Origin of the sequence: Devosia sp. (assembly GCF_965229025.1) — a bacterium.
Taxonomy (GTDB): Bacteria; Pseudomonadota; Alphaproteobacteria; order Rhizobiales; family Devosiaceae; genus Devosia_A.
Genome location: NZ_OZ245853.1, coordinates 3,228,893 through 3,246,037 on the forward strand (window position 1 = coordinate 3,228,893; position 17,145 = coordinate 3,246,037).

General features: G+C 63.5%; 19 protein-coding genes and 1 pseudogene. 10 read left to right on the top strand and 10 right to left on the bottom strand.

The window, feature by feature from the left end; translation table 11 throughout:
- Positions 1-33: 33 nt before the first annotated feature.
- The 3 genes from xylA to ACO06J_RS15625 all read right to left on the bottom strand — a co-directional run bounded on the left by xylA (position 34) and on the right by ACO06J_RS15625 (position 3,931).
- Positions 34-1,344 (bottom strand): xylose isomerase, encoded by a 1,311-nt coding sequence (gene xylA / locus ACO06J_RS15615; protein ID WP_421761640.1) that lies wholly within the window; start codon positions 1,342-1,344, stop codon positions 34-36.
- Positions 1,341-2,804 carry a xylulokinase gene (xylB, locus tag ACO06J_RS15620; RefSeq protein WP_421761641.1) on the bottom strand — a complete coding sequence of 488 codons (1,464 nt, stop codon included), beginning with the start codon at positions 2,802-2,804 and terminating at the stop codon, positions 1,341-1,343. The genes xylA and xylB overlap by 4 nt, the downstream gene beginning before the upstream one ends.
- Before the next feature lie 92 nt (positions 2,805-2,896).
- Positions 2,897-3,931, bottom strand: coding sequence for a LacI family DNA-binding transcriptional regulator (locus tag ACO06J_RS15625; protein WP_421761642.1), 1,035 nt, complete (start codon positions 3,929-3,931; stop codon positions 2,897-2,899).
- A gap of 167 nt (positions 3,932-4,098) precedes the next feature.
- Here ACO06J_RS15625 and ACO06J_RS15630 point away from each other — a divergent pair, with 167 nt between their 5' ends.
- Positions 4,099-5,103 carry an aldose epimerase family protein gene (locus tag ACO06J_RS15630; RefSeq protein WP_421761643.1) on the top strand — a complete coding sequence of 335 codons (1,005 nt, stop codon included), beginning with the start codon at positions 4,099-4,101 and terminating at the stop codon, positions 5,101-5,103.
- A gap of 2 nt (positions 5,104-5,105) precedes the next feature.
- Here the strand turns inward: ACO06J_RS15630 and ACO06J_RS15635 are convergent, their stop codons facing one another.
- From ACO06J_RS15635 to ACO06J_RS15645, 3 genes are all read right to left on the bottom strand, one after another.
- Complete coding sequence (locus ACO06J_RS15635; RefSeq protein ID WP_421761644.1) at positions 5,106-5,372, bottom strand: GNAT family N-acetyltransferase; 267 nt, start codon at positions 5,370-5,372, stop codon at positions 5,106-5,108.
- A gap of 202 nt (positions 5,373-5,574) precedes the next feature.
- Positions 5,575-5,829, bottom strand: coding sequence for an ArsR/SmtB family transcription factor (locus ACO06J_RS15640; RefSeq protein ID WP_421761645.1), 255 nt, complete (start codon positions 5,827-5,829; stop codon positions 5,575-5,577).
- A 29-nt stretch (positions 5,830-5,858) separates the two neighbouring features.
- The gene (locus tag ACO06J_RS15645) at positions 5,859-6,209 is read right to left on the bottom strand and encodes a VOC family protein (protein ID WP_421761646.1); all 351 of its coding nucleotides are present in this window, start codon (positions 6,207-6,209) and stop codon (positions 5,859-5,861) included.
- A gap of 136 nt (positions 6,210-6,345) precedes the next feature.
- Here ACO06J_RS15645 and ACO06J_RS15650 point away from each other — a divergent pair, with 136 nt between their 5' ends.
- Together ACO06J_RS15650 and ACO06J_RS15655 are read left to right on the top strand one after the other, a co-directional pair.
- Entirely contained in the window at positions 6,346-7,053 is a 708-nt protein-coding gene (locus ACO06J_RS15650; RefSeq protein WP_421761647.1) for a helix-turn-helix transcriptional regulator, read from the top strand.
- Between the two features lie 89 nt (positions 7,054-7,142).
- A complete protein-coding gene (locus ACO06J_RS15655; RefSeq protein WP_421761648.1) occupies positions 7,143-8,270 on the top strand; it encodes an epoxide hydrolase family protein in 1,128 nt (375 codons plus the stop codon).
- Between the two features lie 43 nt (positions 8,271-8,313).
- On the opposite strand, the gene ACO06J_RS15660 is transcribed toward ACO06J_RS15655, so the two are convergent.
- The gene (locus tag ACO06J_RS15660) at positions 8,314-8,739 is read right to left on the bottom strand and encodes an Ohr family peroxiredoxin (RefSeq protein WP_421761649.1); all 426 of its coding nucleotides are present in this window, start codon (positions 8,737-8,739) and stop codon (positions 8,314-8,316) included.
- A gap of 115 nt (positions 8,740-8,854) precedes the next feature.
- Between ACO06J_RS15660 and ACO06J_RS15665 the strand changes: the two genes are divergently transcribed.
- Both ACO06J_RS15665 and ACO06J_RS15670 read left to right on the top strand, forming a co-directional pair.
- A complete protein-coding gene (locus tag ACO06J_RS15665; protein WP_421761650.1) occupies positions 8,855-9,316 on the top strand; it encodes a MarR family winged helix-turn-helix transcriptional regulator in 462 nt (153 codons plus the stop codon).
- Positions 9,317-9,342: 26 nt separating this feature from the next.
- The gene (locus ACO06J_RS15670; RefSeq protein ID WP_421761651.1) at positions 9,343-10,269 is read left to right on the top strand and encodes a phosphotriesterase family protein; all 927 of its coding nucleotides are present in this window, start codon (positions 9,343-9,345) and stop codon (positions 10,267-10,269) included.
- A gap of 54 nt (positions 10,270-10,323) precedes the next feature.
- On the opposite strand, the gene ACO06J_RS15675 is transcribed toward ACO06J_RS15670, so the two are convergent.
- Positions 10,324-10,707 carry a chlorophyllide reductase gene (locus ACO06J_RS15675; protein WP_421761652.1) on the bottom strand — a complete coding sequence of 128 codons (384 nt, stop codon included), beginning with the start codon at positions 10,705-10,707 and terminating at the stop codon, positions 10,324-10,326.
- Between the two features lie 108 nt (positions 10,708-10,815).
- On the opposite strand from ACO06J_RS15675, the gene ACO06J_RS15680 reads away from it, so the two are divergent.
- Positions 10,816-11,373, top strand: coding sequence for a DUF2975 domain-containing protein (locus ACO06J_RS15680; protein ID WP_421761653.1), 558 nt, complete (start codon positions 10,816-10,818; stop codon positions 11,371-11,373).
- A gap of 9 nt (positions 11,374-11,382) precedes the next feature.
- Positions 11,383-11,619: a helix-turn-helix domain-containing protein gene (locus ACO06J_RS15685; RefSeq protein WP_421761654.1), complete on the top strand. Its 237-nt coding sequence runs from the start codon at positions 11,383-11,385 to the stop codon at positions 11,617-11,619.
- Here the strand turns inward: ACO06J_RS15685 and ACO06J_RS15690 are convergent.
- Entirely contained in the window at positions 11,616-12,482 is an 867-nt protein-coding gene (locus ACO06J_RS15690) for a helix-turn-helix domain-containing protein (RefSeq protein ID WP_421761655.1), read from the bottom strand. The two genes, ACO06J_RS15685 and ACO06J_RS15690, sit on opposite strands and share 4 nt — an antisense overlap.
- A gap of 166 nt (positions 12,483-12,648) precedes the next feature.
- Here ACO06J_RS15690 and ACO06J_RS15695 point away from each other — a divergent pair, with 166 nt between their 5' ends.
- Positions 12,649-13,587: a phytanoyl-CoA dioxygenase family protein gene (locus tag ACO06J_RS15695; protein WP_421762525.1), complete on the top strand. Its 939-nt coding sequence runs from the start codon at positions 12,649-12,651 to the stop codon at positions 13,585-13,587.
- A gap of 130 nt (positions 13,588-13,717) precedes the next feature.
- Positions 13,718-14,266 carry a tetratricopeptide repeat protein gene (locus tag ACO06J_RS15700; RefSeq protein WP_421761656.1) on the top strand — a complete coding sequence of 183 codons (549 nt, stop codon included), beginning with the start codon at positions 13,718-13,720 and terminating at the stop codon, positions 14,264-14,266.
- A 45-nt stretch (positions 14,267-14,311) separates the two neighbouring features.
- Here the strand turns inward: ACO06J_RS15700 and ACO06J_RS15705 are convergent.
- Positions 14,312-15,217, bottom strand: a pseudogene (locus tag ACO06J_RS15705) (YifB family Mg chelatase-like AAA ATPase); the annotation flags it as partial.
- 32 nt (positions 15,218-15,249) lie between these two features.
- Between ACO06J_RS15705 and ACO06J_RS15710 the strand changes: the two are divergent.
- Positions 15,250-16,821, top strand: a complete 1,572-nt coding sequence (locus ACO06J_RS15710) for a recombinase family protein (protein WP_421761657.1) — start codon at positions 15,250-15,252, stop codon at positions 16,819-16,821.
- Positions 16,822-17,145: the final 324 nt, after the last annotated feature.

The window sequence follows — 17,145 nt, forward strand, 5'->3', positions numbered from 1 at the left end:
GGGAGAAGGAAGCCTGTGCGTGGGACAGTTCGATCACACGAACTGGTTGACCAGGTTCTCGAGATATTCCTGCTGGCCGGATTTGGGCTGCGGGTTGATGTTGTCGGCTTCGACCCACTGAGCGATCTGCTCAAGCGTACGCTCGCCTTTCAGCATGGCAGCGGCGCCCTTCTCGTTCCAGCCAGCGTAGCGGGTATCGAGCGCCTTGTCGAAGGTGCCGTCTTCGATCATCGCTACGGCGCCCTTGAGGCCGCGGGCGAGGATATCGAGACCGCCGATGTGGCCATAAAGGAGGTCTGCCGGGTCGATCGACTGGCGGCGGACCTTGGCGTCGAAATTGAAGCCGCCAGTGCCGAGGCCGCCGTTCTTCAGGATCTGGTAGAAGGCCAGCGCCATTTCGCCCGGGTTGTTGGGGAACTGGTCGGTGTCCCAGCCAGACTGCAGGTCGTTGCGGTTGGCATCGACCGAACCGAGAATGCCGAGCGCGCGGGCCAGCGCCAGCTCATGCTCGAAGGAGTGCCCGGCGAGGAAGGCATGGCCCACCTCGATGTTGCACTTGACGATCTTTTCGAGGCCGAATTCCTTGAGGAAGCCGTAAACCGTCGCGACGTCGTAGTCGTACTGGTGCTTGGTGGGCTCCTGCGGCTTTGGTTCGATCAGCAGCGTGCCCTTGTAGCCGATCTTGTTGGCGTGCTCGACGACGAGGCTAAGGAAGCGACCGGCCTGATCGCGTTCCTTCTTCATGTCGGTATTGAGCAGGGTTTCGTAGCCTTCGCGGCCGCCCCAGAGCACGTAGTTCGCACCACCCAACTCGTGGGTGATTTCCAGCATGGTCTTCACCTGACCTGCGGCATAGGCGAATACATATGGGTCCGGATTGGTCGCAGCGCCGCCCATGTAGCGGCGGTTGGAGAAGAGGTTCGCCGTGCCCCAGAGGAGCTTGGTGCGCGAAGACTGCATCTTCTTTGCGAAGATGTCGGTGATGGTGCGGAGGTTCTTGTTGCTTTCGGCGAGCGTTGCGCCTTCCGGAGCGACGTCGGCATCGTGGAAGCAGAAGAACGGCGCATCGAGGAGATCGAAGAGCTCGAATGCGACATCTGCCTTGACCTTGGCGCCTTCCATCGGGCTGCCGGCATACCACGGGCGATCAAAAGTGCGGCCACCGAACGGGTCGCCGCCTTCCCAGGCAAAGGTGTGCCAGTAGGCGATGGCGGGACGGATATGGTCTTCCATCCGCTTGCCAAGGACCATCTCGTCCTTGTTGTAGTGGTGATAGGCGAGCGGATTACGGGAACTGGGTCCCTCGAACTTGACGGGCGAAATACCCTTGAAGAAATCAGTCATTTACGGGCCTCCTCGATGGCGGGGTAGAGCGCGCGATAACGCGCATATTGGTCGGAATAGGCTTGTGAAAGGCTGCGATCGGGGCTCACCACCCGCTTGATCCCAGGCATGGTCATGATCTCGGTGGGATCGGCGCCTTCGGCAGCGCAGAGCGCGAGCCGGGCAGCGCCAAGCGCACCGCCGAAATCGCCATCCTCAGGGATGGCGATTTCGGTATCTAGATTGGTGGCAATGAGCTTCAGCCACAGATCGGAACGCGACCCGCCGCCAACGGCGAGGAGGCGCCCCATTTCGGTGCCGGCATCTTTCAGCACGCGTTGGCAATCGCGAAAGGCAAAGGCGACGCCTTCCATCACGGCCTGGGCCATGAGGCCGGGATCGGTCGAGTGGCTGAGGCCGACAAAGCTACCGCGCGCGCCGGCATTGTTGTGCGGGGTGCGCTCGCCGGAAAGGTAGGGGAGGAAGATTTCCTCGCCCGGTCCCTTGTAGCCGGTCTCTGCGGCGCCGGAGAGTTTTGCGGGATCCTGGCTGGTGATCTTGCTCAACCAGTTGAGGCTGTCGGTGGCCGAGAGGATGACGCCCATCTGGTGCCAGGTATCGGGGATGGCGTGGCAGAAGGCGTGAACGGCGCCCTTGGTGTTGGGGCGGAAGCGGTCGTTGGAGACAAATAGCACGCCCGAGGTGCCGAGCGAGACAAAGCCCTCGCCGGGCTTGATCGCGCCGATGCCGCAGGCGGCGGCGGCATTGTCACCGGCGCCGCCTGCGACGACGACGCTGCCACTCATGCCCCAGCGGCGGGCAAGTTCGGGTTTCAGAATACCCGAAGAGGCCGAGCCTTCGACGAGGCGCGGCATGTGGGAGCGGTTGAGGCCGGTGACAGCCAGCAGTTCATCGGACCAGTCGCGCTTGCCGACATCGAGCCAGAGCGTGCCCGAGGCATCGGACATTTCCTCGACATGTTCGCTGGTCAGCAGCAGGCGCACATAGGCCTTGGGCAGCAGCACCTTGGCGATCTTGGCGTAAATCTCCGGCTCGTGCTTTCTCACCCAGGCGATCTTGGGCGCCGTGAAGCCGGGCATGGCGATGTTGCCGGCGATGGCACGGAGGCTTGGCAGTGCGGCTTCCATTTCGGCGCATTCGGCAGCCGAGCGTCCGTCGTTCCAAAGGATGCAGGGGCGAAGGACTTCGTCGTTCTTACCCAGAAGCGTTGCGCCATGCATGTGGCCGGAAAGGCCGATACCCTTGACCGCGGCCATCTCGGATGGATGGGCCTTGGCGAGCTTGTCTGCCGCTTCGAGCATGGCGTTCCACCAGTCGGCCGGGTTCTGTTCGGACCAGCCGGGATGGGGACGAACGGGTTCGACCGACTTGGCGGTTGCCTCGCCCAGCGCCTTGCCGGCGCGGTCGATGAGGATGACCTTGACCCCGGAGGTGCCGATATCGACGCCAAGATAGGTCATGAGGCACGTACCTCAAGACGGCGTAAATGCAGATGGCGTAAACGCATGTTTGGCACTCCTCCCGCGGGCATCGCTTTTGTGGTGATTTACCCTCAGCGCAGATTGTCGCGCAGAAACAGCCCGATTTCAATGGGCTCGGCATGCCGATCCGCATCCTGTCCCAGCGCGACGGCGCGCGCCATGGCGAGGGCGGCGGCGATTTCGCCATCCGGGTTCTGGTCGAGGACCACATCGATCGCCCCGCTGCGCAGCCCCTCGCGGGTCGGTTCTGTCAATTCGTGGGCGATGACGCGGACCGCGCCGGCTTTGCCGGTCGTTGCAAGCGCGGCAAGGAGACCGGCATTGCCGGCGCCGAGATTGTAGATCCCGGCGATGGGGCCGTGGCGGGTCAGGAGTTCCGTGGCGGCGGCTTCGGTCCTCTTGTCATCGTCGAGGCCTTCGAGCGGCCCGATGAGTTCGTGGTTGGGGAACTCGGCGCGAATCACCGCTTCAAAGCCCTCGCGGCGCTCATGGTGGTCGGCGAGGCTGAGGGAGCCCGCGATCAGGCCGATGCGCCCGCTGGCGCAGAAGCGGCCCATCAGCGAGGCAGCGGTGCGGCCGGCGGCGACATTATCGATGCCGACAAAGGCGCGGCGGAGGGAATTAGGAAGGTCCGAGACGAGAGTGACAACGGCGATGCCGCGCCGGGTGGCCTGATCGATGGCGTGGCGCACTTCGGGGTCCTCGCTGGCGACGACGATGGCGCAGTCGCAGGCCTTGGGCTGGAGCGCGTTAATTGCTGCGCTGAGGGCGGCGGGGTCGAAGGCATGGACGAGGCGCGTGGTGATACTGACGCGCTCGCCCTTCAGCGCCCGGGTGCGCCGCTCGATGGCTTCGGCGAGGCTCTGCATGAACTCGTTGCGGCCATCGGGGAGGAGGAAGGTGACGCTGAGGTCGCGCGCCCTTGCCAGAAGCGAAGCGGAAATATCGCGTTGAAAATCCAGTACTCGGATGGCCTCGGCGACCTTTTCAGCGGTTTCGGCGCGGACGCCGGGGCGGCCATTGAGGACACGATCGACGGTGGCGAGCGAGACGCCCGCCTCGCGCGCCACATCATGGACCGTCGTCCGCCGTTTGAAATCGTCCATGACGTCCCCGGTGAGCAACGGAACTGGGATCCGTTGGTTGAGCGGCAAAGCCTTGTCGGCTTCGCACACAATCGTCAAGCACTCCGCCCAAAAGGGGGGTGAGCCGAAGCTTTCGCCCTGCCCGAATCCGGGCTATCACCGCTCCCATAGCAAAGAGGGAAAAGACCATGACGATCGGTGTGGAAGAGTTCGGCGCCTTTGAAGGCAAGCGCGTCGACCAGTTCAAGCTCAGGAGCAGCACCGGGGTCGAGGTCGACCTGATCAGCTGGGGTGTGGCGGTTCGCGACTGGCGCGTGCCGGTTGCGGACGGCCTGCGCTCGGTGGTGCTGGGGTTCGAGCACTTTGACGCCTACCCCGCCCACTCGCCGCATTTCGGTTCGCTCGCCGGCCGGGTCGCTAATCGCATTGGCGGTGCGAGCTTCGGTCTCGACGGCAAGCACTATCCGACGCCGGCCAATTTCGCGGACCGGCATACCCTGCATGGCGGGCCGGAAGGGCTGGGCCGGGTGGTGTGGGATGGCGAGGTGGACACAGCGCGCAATGCGGTGCGTTTCACGCATTTCTCGCCCGACGGGCACATGGGGTTTCCGGGCAATGTGACGTTCAGCGCGCTTTACACGCTTGAGGGTAGCAAGCTGAAGCTTGAGCTGCGCGCGACGACCGATCAGCGCACGCCGATCAACCTGGTGCAGCACCAGTATTTCAACCTTGGAACCGGGCCGGACGTGCTCGACCATCGCTACCAGGTGAATTCGGGCGCTTACACCGAGGTCGATAGCGACCTCATTCCAACCGGCGGCATCCTGCCCTCCAAGGGGACCATTTGGGATCTCCGTGCCGGCCGCACGATGCGGGACGCGGCAGGCAAGCCCGTCGACTATGACGGCAACGTGGTGCTCGACCAGGGCCGCGATCTTGACGTTCCGGTGGCCACAGTGAACGGGCCTGACGGGGCACTGACGCTGAAGCTCTGGACCGACCGGCCGGGGCTGCAGGTTTACAACAGCGTCTGGAGTGACGTGCGCGCTGACGGCAAGGTCTACGGCAAATACTCGGGCTTCTGCCTCGAGGACCAGAGCTTCCCCGACGCGCTGCATAACTCGCACTTCCCCTCGATCATCTATGAGCCGGGCAAGGACTACCTCCATCACTGCGATATCGAGATCGCTTGAGGCTAGAGGGCTAGCCGCCAGTCGTTGACCTCCATCATGGTACCGGGCGGATATTCGAACGCCCGGACACCAAGAAGTTCAAAGCCGGCACGGCGGCAGATGGCATTGGACGGCGCATTGTGGGGTGACGGGTAGGCATGAAGATATGCATGCCGCCCGTTGTGCCGCAGTTGTTCGAGCAGCAGGCGCGTCGCTGAACCGGCAAGTCCCCTGCCCTGAAACTCTGGCAGGATTTCCCAGCCCGTTTCGTAGACGGTGTTCGCTCCCAATATCCGATGGCACCAGCAGGCTGGCCATCGGCCAGGATCAGGAACATTTCGGTCACGCCGGGCTCAGCGAGGATGTAACGCTGGTGGCGACGCAGCACCTGCTCGTCGATTTCTGGTCCGCCGATATGCTGCTTCTGCGCGGCGGTATTGCCACGGCGCAGGACATCGAGGCCAGCATCTCCCCAGTCGGCGAGGATGATATTCATTTCCTGACCTCTGCGAGCAGGTTGAGTGCGGCGATCGCCGCAGCAAGGACCGCCGGGCTGGACGAGTAGAACCAGAATTTACCGCGCTTTTCGAGCGTCAGCAGACCCGACTTGCGCAGGACCTTCAGATGCTCGGAGACCGTAGCGAGTGAGAGGTCGGAGAGTTGCGCCAGCTCACCGGCGGATTTCGCGCCATCCCGGCAGGCCGCGACAAAGGCCCGCCGGTCCGGGTGGGACAGCGCGCGGAGCACCTCGTCGAGATCGAAGGTGTCGATGGCGATCAGCCCTGGATGAGGGTGAGGAGGTTGCCCGCCGGGTCGCGGATCTGGGCCTTTTTGACCCAGCCATTGTCGAGCACCGGCATGGCCACCGCGCCGCCTTCTGCTTCAGCGGTTCGCAAGGCGCCATCGAGATCGGGCACGACGACGCCAAGGGTGAGTGAGGCGGCTTCAGCTTCGACCAGCGCACCGTTCGGACCACCTTCTGGGGTGGTGACCATGCCATAGCCCGGACCACGTGGCGTCACCTGCCAGCCCAACACGTCGGCGTAGAACCGGCTCAGCGCCGCGAAGTCGGGGCCGGCGATGTCGAAATGGCCGATGCCGTTCATGGTGTGGGATTTGGCGGTCATGCTGGTCTCCTGTTCGGTTTGGCCATCATTTCGCAATTTGACGAAATGTCAAGTGGAGCCTCCTGACCGGACCTGGCAGCAGGCCTCTGACAGAGGAGGCAAAGCTGGCTATCGTGTGGGCCACGGAGGATGTGCCTTGGACAAAACCGAGCGACTGTTTTCGATCATGGACGCGTTGCGCCGGCATAGGCGGCCGGTCACGGCTGCGGCCTTGGCCGACGAACAGGGCGTTTCCGTCCGCACGCTCTACCGGGACGTGCAGACGCTAATCGGGCTCGGGGCGCCGATCGAGGGCGAGGCGGGCATCGGCTATATGCTGAAGCCAGGGTTCTTCCTGCCGCCGCTGATGTTCAGCGCCGAGGAGCTGGAAGCGCTGGTGCTCGGCGCCCGCTGGGTGCAGGCACAGCCCGATGCGGGGCTGGCTGGGGCGGCGAAGAACGCAATCGGCAAGATCGCCACCGCATCCCCCGAGGATCTGCGCGACCGGATGGCCGATAGCGGGCTCTGGCCCGTGCTGATCCGCGGCCCGGCAGCGCCGGTCGCGGTACTCGGCCTCGTGCGGTCTGCGATGCGCGACGAGACGGCGCTGCACATTGGCTATGCTGATGAAGCGGGGCGAACCAGCGAGCGCGACATCTGGCCGATCCAGCTGGCCTATTATGAAGGCAAGCAGATCGTCGTCGCCTGGTGCTGCTTGCGGGAGGCGATGCGGCACTTCCGCACCGACCGGATCGTTTTGGCAGATGCGACCTCGCAGCGGTATGGCCGCCGCCGATCGGTACTGGCCAAGGAGTGGCGCGCCGAATGGGCAAGGCTGCATCCGGACTGGGCAACAGGGGCCTGAACACTCCTGCCACGACCTGTCAGGAGGGGTAGTGCAGGGTCTTTTCAGCGGCGGCGCGGTTCCGCCAAGACACTGAAAGGACGACACAAATGACCATCACCCCGTTCACGCTTGCCATCGCCGACAAGGATATCGACGACCTCAAGGTGAGGCTCGAGGGCACACGCTGGCCGCACCCGACGACCGATGACTGGAGCCATGGGCAACCGCTGCATTTCATCCGAGAACTCGCTGACAAGTGGCTGCTGGATTTCGACTGGCGGCAGCATGAAGCGGCGCTGAATGCCTATCCGCAGTTCCTCACCACGATCGAGGGGCAGACCATCCATTTCCTCCACATCAAGTCCAAGGAGCCGAACGCGTTTCCGCTGCTCCTGACCCATGGCTGGCCCTCGAGCGTCGCCGAATTCATCGACGTCATCGGGCCGTTGAGCAATCCACGCGCGCATGGCCTCGATCCGGCGCTGGCCTTCGACCTCGTGATCCCTTCGCCCCCCGGCTACGGGTTCTCGACCCCACTCGCCGGGCCGGGCTGGGATAGTGCCCGGACGGCGCGGGCTTGGGACGCGCTGATGAAAGCGCTGGGTTACGCGCGCTATGGCGCGCAGGGCGGCGACCTCGGCGCGCTGATCACGCGGGAATTGGGAATTCTCGCGCCAGAGGGGCTGGTGGGAGTGCACCTCCAACAGATCTTTGCCTTCCCCAACGGCACACCGGGCGAGATGGACCGGCTCTCGCCATTCGAAATGGAGGGATTTGCGAACCTCGAAAACTACCAGAAATATGCCGGCTACCAGCCGATCCAGCAGAAGCGGCCGGGAACGCTGGGCTATGGCCTTGTCGACTCGCCCGTCGCGCAACTGGCCTGGAATGCCGAGCTGTTCTTCGGTTTTGAGGGGCAAGGCGCCGCCTGTGTCGACCGGGACCGCTACCTGGCGCACGCCTCGATCTACTGGTTCACGGCATCGGGTGGCTCGGCTGCCAACATCTATTTCGAAGACGCACAAACAGGCGCCGGCTACCGCGAGGTGATGAACCCAACCCCGACCGGCGTCGCCGTGTTTCCGTGGGATTACCGCTCGGTACGCAGCTTTTCAGAGCGCGCCAACAACATCGTCCACTGGACGGAAATGCCGCGCGGCGGGCACTTTGCCGCGATTGACGCACCGGATCTGCTGGTGGCGGATATCCGGGCGTTCTTCGGCGGCTTGGTCTAGCAGCCGGTAGGTGGAGGGCCGTTGGGGCGGCCCTCCAGAGGGATCAGGCGACGATCAGATCGGTGTCGTGCACCTTCCGGATCAGGTCCGAATAGGGGCAGATGTCGTGGGCCAGATGGACCACCTTTTCGAGGTCGGCCTTGTCAACGCCGGGGGCACGGGCGGTGAGCTGGGCCTTGATCGAGTATCCGACATTGTCTTCGCGATCGACAAAGCTGATGGCGGCTTCGACCGAGGTATCCTCGGGAAGCGTAACCTTAAGGCGGCCGGCAGCGCCGCGCATGGCGCCAAGGAAGCAGGCGGAATAGCCGATGGCAAACAGTTGCTCCGGATTGGTGCCCGGGCCGTCATCGCCACCCATGGCCTTGGGGACGGAGAGCTTGACCGAGACCTTGCCATCGTCGGTGGCAGCGGTGCCGTTGCGGCCACCGTGATAGGCGGTGCCGTGGGCGGTGTATTTGACCTGCATGGGAAACTCCTTGGCAATCTGAGAAAGTGAGCGAACAACTGGGGCGTGATAGCCGGGTTTTAGATTGCGCGCAATTCAATTGTGCGCTATTTATCTACATCCTCTGGAGCGCCCCATGGCAACTGCCCCCGATCCTGCAAAGGATCTCCGCCTCGACCAGCAGCTGTGTTTTGCCGTGTATTCGGCAGCGCATGCGTTCAACCGGTTCTATCGCCCGCTTTTGGGCCAGCTTGGCCTCACCTATCCGCAGTACCTCGTGATGCTGGTGCTGTGGGAAAGCGATGGGCTGTCGGTCTCCGCCATCGGCGAACGCCTGCTGCTCGATTCGGGCACCCTGACCCCGATGCTTAAGCGACTGGAGGGCCTGGGTCTTGTGACCCGGGCGCGGGACAGCCGGGACGAGCGGGTGGTGATCGTTGCCCTGACGGAAAAGGGGCAGTCGATGCGAGCAATCGCGGAGGGCTTCCCCACACAGATTCTCGCGGCTTCGGAATGCGCAGGCGAAGAGATCGATGCGTTGCGCGTAGCGCTGGTGGATTTGAGGGGCAAGCTTGACCACGCCGCTGCTCTCGCCTGACTATCGGGCAGAGGAGGAATGCCCACATGACTGAACGCCATCTGATGACGACGCTTGGGCCCCTGGTGCGCAGCCAGCTGGGGATGATCCTGCCGCATGAGCATGTCTATGTGGATTTGAGGACACCGGACCAGCCCGGTTATGCCAGCGGCGCCGAGGCCGATGTGGTGGCGCTGATGGCGCCGGAGATCGAGCGGATCAAGGCGTTGGGGATAACCGCGCTGGTCGAATGCACCCCCACGGGAGTGGGCCGCCGGGCGGATTTCGACCTTGCGGTCTCCAAAGCGACCGGTTTTCCCATCGTGGTGCCGACCGGGATTTATCGCGAGCCGTGGATCCCCGAATGGGTGAAATCGGCGACCGAAGCCGAGCTTGAGCGCTGGATGGTGCGTGAGCTGACCGAGTGTTTCGACGAGGCGGATTTTCGCGCCGGGTGGATCAAGCTCTCGGCCGGTGATGAGGGGATCACACCACTCGAGGCGAAGATCCTGCGGGCGGCGGTGCGCGCGTCCATCGCGACAGGCGCCGTGATTGGCAGCCACACCATCAAGGGCCGGGTGGTGATGGACCAGCTCGACATCATCGAGAAAGAAGGCGGACGGGCGGATCGCTTCATTTCGATCCACACCCAGGAGGAAAAGGACTTTGGGCTCAATCGCGCGGTGGCGGCGCGTGGCGCGTGGATCGAGATCGACAATATCGGGCGAGGCGAGGACGCCGAGATCGTCGACCTGACGACGCGGATTCTGACCACAGGCTATGGCAAGCAACTGCTGCTGAGCCATGATCGGGGCTGGTTCGACCCCGCACAGCCGGGCGGCGGCACGCCGCTGCCCTATACGCACCTGTCATTAGTGCTGCTGCCGAAACTGCGGGCGGCGGGGGTTGACGAGGCGGCGATCACGCAGTTGACGCACGACAACCCGTTCGACGCGTTTTCGCGGCCAATTTGAAAGAGGGTCACCCGGCCGGACCCGAGAGTGGCGCGACCGGGCAAGCGCCGCCGGCTACTTGCAGCCCGCGCGGCCGGTGATTTCCGCGACAAGGATCGGGGTGGCGGCGATCTGGCCCCACTTGCCGCGATCGGGCGCTGCCGCATTCATGGCAGCGAGCGCGGCATTGGCATCGACCGAGAGCGGACGCGCGCAGCTGACATAACGGCGTCCCTTGCTGTCCTTGGCGGCGGTGAGGATGCCGGCGGCTTCGCCCACGCCGGCGAGATACGCTGTGAGGATCTGGAGAGCCTCGGGTTTGGTCGAGACGGCTTCGACCATTTCCATTACCTGGGCCACGGAAACGCGACCGTCGGACGTGGATTGGGCCGCATGAACTGGCGAGTTGGCAAGGAGCAGGCTGGCGGTGACGAGGGCAGCGATCGATGAGATACGCATGGGAGCTTCCTAAGCTAGGGTTGCGACGTAGCCGAACTAAACAGAAATAAATTATTGCGCAACAATAATTTTGGTGCGATGTTGAGTGTGTTGAATGGAGAACACCAAATGCTGACACCCTCGCTTGAAGTGCCCCCCCGCCGCATGCGGATCCGGCGGTTGAGCCGCGTCATGATACTGGTTGCACACGGTGCGTCCGTGTTGCTGCCGATTGGATTGCTGGCGATGTGGCTGCTGGTCCCGGCCGAGCAGTTCGCCCGACAGGCCCAGGTGCCGGTGGCGTGGATGGGGGATTTCGGGCTCGGCCAGCGGCTGATCGGCTACCTGATCACAATGGTGCCGGCGGGCTTTCTGGTGCGGGCGCTGTGGAGCATCCGAAACTGCTTTTCGGGCTTTGCGCGGGGTGAACTGTTCACTGCGGCGGCGGCCAAGGGGTTCAGGGATTTCGCGGCGGGGCTGTTTCTCTCTGCCTTCGCCCAGCCCTTTGCCGGCGCGGCATTCAGCGTACTGACCAGCTGGAATGCACCGGAAGGACAGAAGCAGCTGGCCTTCGCCATCAGTTCGGACACGCTGCTGGTGCTGTTCCTCGCGGCGCTCCTCGCCATTGTCGGCTGGGTGCTGGCCGAAGCCACTATCATTGCCGACGAACATGCCCAGTTCGTCTGAGGGGCGCCAATGCCGATCCGTGTGACGCTCAACGTGATGATGGCCGAACGCAACGTGAAGTCGAAGGACCTCGCCGAGCATATCGGCATTACCGAAGCCAACCTGAGCCTCCTTAAGCAGGGGAAGGTCAAGGGCATCCGCTTTGATACGCTCGAGGCGATATGCACCTATTTGAAGTGCGAGCCGGGCGACATCCTGCGGTTTGTCGAGGCGGAGCCGGGCGCACCTGACCAGGCGAAGCTCTAGCCGATCCTGGCGAACTGCCTCCGGTAGGCGCGCGGGGTGACGCCGTGCACGGCCTTGAACTGACGGTTGAAGTTGGCAAGAGACTCGTAGCCGACATCACTCGCGAGGTGGGCGATCGGACGCCGCGTCGCTGCCAGCAACGCCGAAGCCTCGCCGATCCGCAGACGCTTGAGATAGTCCGAAAGCGTCGTCCCGATGTGGCGGGCAAACAGCCGCTGCAGACCGGAGGGAGAGAGAGCCGCGATCTCTGAGAGATCGTCGAGGCGCAGCGCGTCGGCATAGTTGAGGTGGATGTGGTCGAGCACCCGGTCCATGCGGGTTTGATCGACGGAGGGGCCGCTGGACTGAGCGCCGGAAGTGGCGAGCGGGATGACATTGGTATCGGCAGAGAGCTGTCGCAGGATATCGATCAGCGATGTGACCCGATCCGCAGGAGGCTGAGCGAACAGCCGCTCAACGGCCGGCCGGACCGCTGCTGCGGCAACGGGCGAAAAGCTAAGGCCGCGGACGGCGCGATTGAGCAGTGCTTCGACGGGTTTCAACTCGACGAGGACGCCGGTCAGCCGCCGCGCCCAGTCGGGGTGGAACCACATGACCTTGGCCATATGGGGCGCTTCTGGCCGCACCTTGGCCGTGCTCGCCCAAGTGTGCGGCAGGTTGGGGCCGACCAGCACCAGATCGAGATCGTCATAGGCGCCGATATGGTCGCCAACAAAGCGCTGCCCGCGGGAATTGAGCGTCAGCGTCAACTCGAACTCGGGATGGTGGTGCCACTGGAACGGGATGGCATCCTCCAGCCGACGGTCAAGCCACGCCCAGGACGCGCCGGGAGGTGGCCGCACTTTCTCCAAAATTGGCCGCATCGTGCGTTAGGACCTCCAGCACCGCCGTAATAGTATCAGAAGTGGCGGTCTGGCGACAACTCGCGCCCGTGGGCCACGCTAATCTCAAGCTCATAAATCCCCTCGGAGGAGGGCCACATGGAGGAGATCAACGATGTCGATGGCACAGGGCATGGCGCCGCAAGGGATGGGGCATGGGATCAAGCGGGACAGCCACCCCACGACACAGAAGCTCACGACCCAGCTCAAGGACATCAAGAAGACCCTGCCGCTCCGCGTGCTGTCGGAAGCGGACTTCCAGCATTGGCAGACCCGGGGCTATGTGATTGTGCGCAATGCGGTGCCCGCGGATCATGTAGAGCGGCTCAAGGACTTGCTCTGGCGTTTTGAGGAGAAGGACCCCAAGGACCCTTCAACTTGGTACACGCCGCAGCGCCGCGACCACATCATGAAGGAGCTCAACGGCACCGGCATGGTGGAGATCTACAACCACCAGTATTTGTGGGATAACCGCCAGTACCAGCGGGTCTATGACGCCTTTGTCGATATCTGGGACATGGAAGACCTCTGGGTCTCGATCGACCGGGCCAACCTCAATCCGCCCAAAAAGGTGCCAGGCAACCCCAACGGCTTTATCCACTGGGACAGTGACACCTCACTGGTGCCGCTGCCGATCGGGGTGCAGGGCGTGCTCAGCCTCGTCAAGCAGGATGAGGCGGTGGGCGGCTTTCAGTGCATTCCCGAGTTGTTCTACGATTTTGACAAATGGGTGAAGACCCAGCCCGCAGACCGCGACCCGATGCACCCCGACTGGTCGGGATACACCATCACCAATATCAACATGGAGGCAGGGGACCTGATGATCTTCAACACCCTCCTCGCTCACGGTGTCCGCCCCAACCACTCCGGCGACCGCGTGCGGATGGCGCAGTATATCTCCATGTTCCCGGCAAACGAGGATGACGAGGCAGACCGCGTCGAGCGCATCCGGCTCTGGCGGGAACTCGATCATCCCCAGCGTGACGCGTTTCCCGGCGATCCGCGCGACTGGGAAAAGCACAACGCCACTACCGCAGAACTGAGCCCTCTGGGTGAAAAACTGCTTGGTCTCAAGAGCTGGCGCTAGGCCAACAGCGGCGCTCCCTGCGCTGTTCGAACAGCGCATTGCAAAGATTGAGCACGGTGCCGGGATGATCCGGCGCCGTGCGGTGTTCTTCAACTAGACGGCCGTGTGGCCGCCAAAGATGGAGAGTGCCATGACACGTTCGACACGACTGCCCGTTACCCATTGGCTGGGCGCCCTGCTGGTCGCAGGATGCCTTGCCGCCACGCCCGTGCTTGCCGTCGATAGCGGTGGTGGCAATGGCGGCGGCAGCGGTGGTGGTGGTTCCAGCGATGGCGGTGGCAGCAGCGGTGGCGGTGGCGGCTCCAGTTCGTCGAGCGAGGCCAGCGGCCCCAGCCTTTCCGACGCCCGCGCCTTCATCAAGGCCAGCAAGTGGCCGCAGGCGATCAAGGTGCTCAAGGTGATCGTGGCCGGCTCACCCAACAATGCGGATGCGCTGAACCTTCTGGGCTATTCGCTGCGCAAGTCGGGCGATATGGACCACGCTCTCGGATTTTACCTCAAGGCGCTGAAGATCAACCCGCGCCACAAGGGCGCCAATGAGTATCTGGGCGAGCTCTATGTGGAGACCGGCCATATGGACAAGGCCAAGGAGCGCCTACAGGTTCTGGCCAAGCTGTGCGGCAATACCACTTGCGAGGAATATGAAGACCTCGACAAGGTGATCAAGGCGGCAAGCTAAGTCGAAAAGCCAAACCTGTGCTTCGCCGGAGACGGCGGAGCGCGTTCAGGCGAGCGCGAAATTGAGCCGGTAGCTCAGGGCCTCGGCAATATGCGGGCGGGCCACCCGGTCCGAGCCGCCCAGATCGGCGAGGGTTCGCGCCACCTTGAGCACCCGGTGATAGGCGCGAGCCGAGAGGCGGAACCGTTCGGAGGCCTGCAGCAGGAGCGTCTGGCTATCCTTGTCGGGATTGACCACCCGCTCGATCAGCGCTGGACCGGCCGCTGCATTCGTGAAGATCTCCGGATGGCCGGCTTCGATGTAGCGCAAGCGCTGGATTTCGCGGGCCCGTTCGACGCGTTGCGCTACCGGCGCGGAAGACTCGGCGTTCGACGGCGCCAGCATATCGGCGGCCGAGACGGCCGGCACATCGATGCGCAGATCGATGCGGTCGAGAAACGGACCGGAGACCCGCCCCTGATAGTCTGTAGCGCAGGCATCGCCCCGCCGGCAGGTGTGGCCCGGAGTTCCGGCAAGCCCGCACTTGCAGGGGTTCATGGCGGCAATCAGTTGGAAGCGCGCCGGAAAACTGACCCGGGCATTGGCCCGCGCGATGACGGTTTCACCTGATTCAAGCGGCTGGCGCAGGCTGTCGAGCACGCCCGGTGAGAACTCTGGCAGCTCATCGAGAAACAGCACGCCATTGTGGGCGAGACTGACCTCCCCCGGGCGCACCTTGAGCCCGCCACCGACGAGCGCAGCCATCGAGGCCGAATGATGCGGTGAGCGGAAGGGGCGCCGATCGGACAGCGCGCCGCCGGCGAGCTCCCCGGCGATCGACTGGATCATCGACACATCGAGCAGTTCCCGAGGATTGAGTGGAGGGAGAATGGAGGGAAGGCGCGCCGCCAGCATGGATTTGCCGGCGCCGGGGGGCCCGATCATGAGCAGGTTGTGCTGTTTAGACCCCGCGTGCTAATGCGCTGAAAACCTTGAGTTCTGACATGCAACCAAAGCGTCCCATCGCGTTCTCTTACGTCCGCTTCTCCACGATGGAGCAGGCAGGTGGCGACAGCTTGCGCCGCCAGACGCAGGCCGCCGAGGCATATGCCGCTACTCACGGCCTAGAGCTCGCGGAACTCACATTGCACGACCTTGGACGGTCCGCCTATCGCGGGAAGAACCTTGCGGAGGGCGCTCTGTTCATGTTCCGCAGGGCGGTGGAGGACGGAGACGTTCCGGCTGACAGCTATCTCCTCATCGAAAGCCCGGACCGCCTTTCCCGTCTCCCGGCAATTGACGCTCTCACTGCCCTCTCCGAAATATGCAAGCTTGGCATCACCGTGGTGACGCTGGACGATGGACAGCAGTACGACCGCCAGCGAATGACCCAAGAGTTTATGGTGGTGCTCAAGTGGCTCCTCCGCGCCGAGGTTGCCCACGACGAGAGCAAGAAGAAAGGCTACCGCGTTGCCAAGGCATGGAGCGAGAAGCGCCGCAATGCCGCTACCGCCAAGCTCACCGCCATTTGCCCTCACTGGCTCCGACTATCCGATGACCGCCTAGCATACGAGATCATAGAGGACCGTGCCGCTGTCGCTCGCCGAATCCTTGAGGAGGCGCTAGAGGGTCGCGGCCAAGAGGCCATCGCGAGAGGGCTTAACCGGGATGCCATCCCGACTTTCGGTCGAGACCGCAAGTGGAAGCACAAGGAAGGCTCCACCCGCTGGCATAAGAGCATGGTCGCGAAGGTGGTGAGGAGCGAAGCCGTGGTCGGCACCTACCAACCCCACCGGATCGCCTTCGATGAGAACGGTCGCAAGACCCGCGTACCAGACGGCCCGGCCATCGAGGGGTATTTCCCTGCCATCATCGACACCGACACCTTTGCTACCTTAACGGCCCGCCTGGACGGTAAGCGAGCGCCCTACGTCCGCAGGGGTCAAGCCATCACCAACCCTCTAGCTGGGATTGCCCGGTGCGGTCTCTGTGGCTCAAGCATGACGCAGGTAGCAAAAGGCAACCGCTCCCGGCCCGTCTTGGTCTGCTCCAGAGCCAAGGTGGGGGCAGGATGCTCCTACCACAGCGTCCCCGTGGAGGAGATCTGGGCAGCGCTTCACAGTCACCCCATCGCCGGGACGGCCCCGAAGGGCAACACCGAGACGCAGGCCGCTTGGGAGCGCCTTGAGGCCGCCCGGCATGGGACTGTGGACCACGTGACAAACCTTACGAAGGCCATAGCCGAAGGAGGGCACAGCGTCGCCCTTATGGACGCCCTTGCAGAAGCTGAACGCGAACTGGCTGGCATCGAGGCAAGCGCCCGTGCCTTGGCCGACCGGGCGAGGGTGGAGACCGCAAAGAGCGTGGAACGCCGCTTAGGGGCGTTGCAGGCCGCCCTAGACAATAAGGAAACCAGCGCCGCAGCGCTAAACACCGTGTTGCGAGAAAACCTTTCCTCGGTAACCGTCTTTCCCGCCGACCCCGTGAACAGCACCGCCGCAAGCATCGCGTTTCTGTGGCTGCAAGGGGGACAGTCCTCAGTGCCACTCGGTGGCTTTGGGAAGGCCCCGCGCTAGCGCCTGTCAGGACATACCCGGCAGACGAATAAGGGCTGCTTGGGGCCGAGTACCAAATGGCTGTCCAAGGGTCGCCCGGCTACTGCCTTCCGAATGCTTCCCCGCGAAAACACCGCTGGGATCAGCAACCGCATCACTCCCTCCACCCCAACGACCGGTAGTCCTTACCAGCGCTCGCTTTGCGTTGGAAGACGGAAGTCAAGTCGGAATCGGTTAGAGGCGAATAGTCTATTTTGATAATAGACACGCGGAACGGCAAATGATACATGCCAAATCTTGTGCGTTTGAAAGATTACAAGTCCGACACACCCCGTCACAAGGACA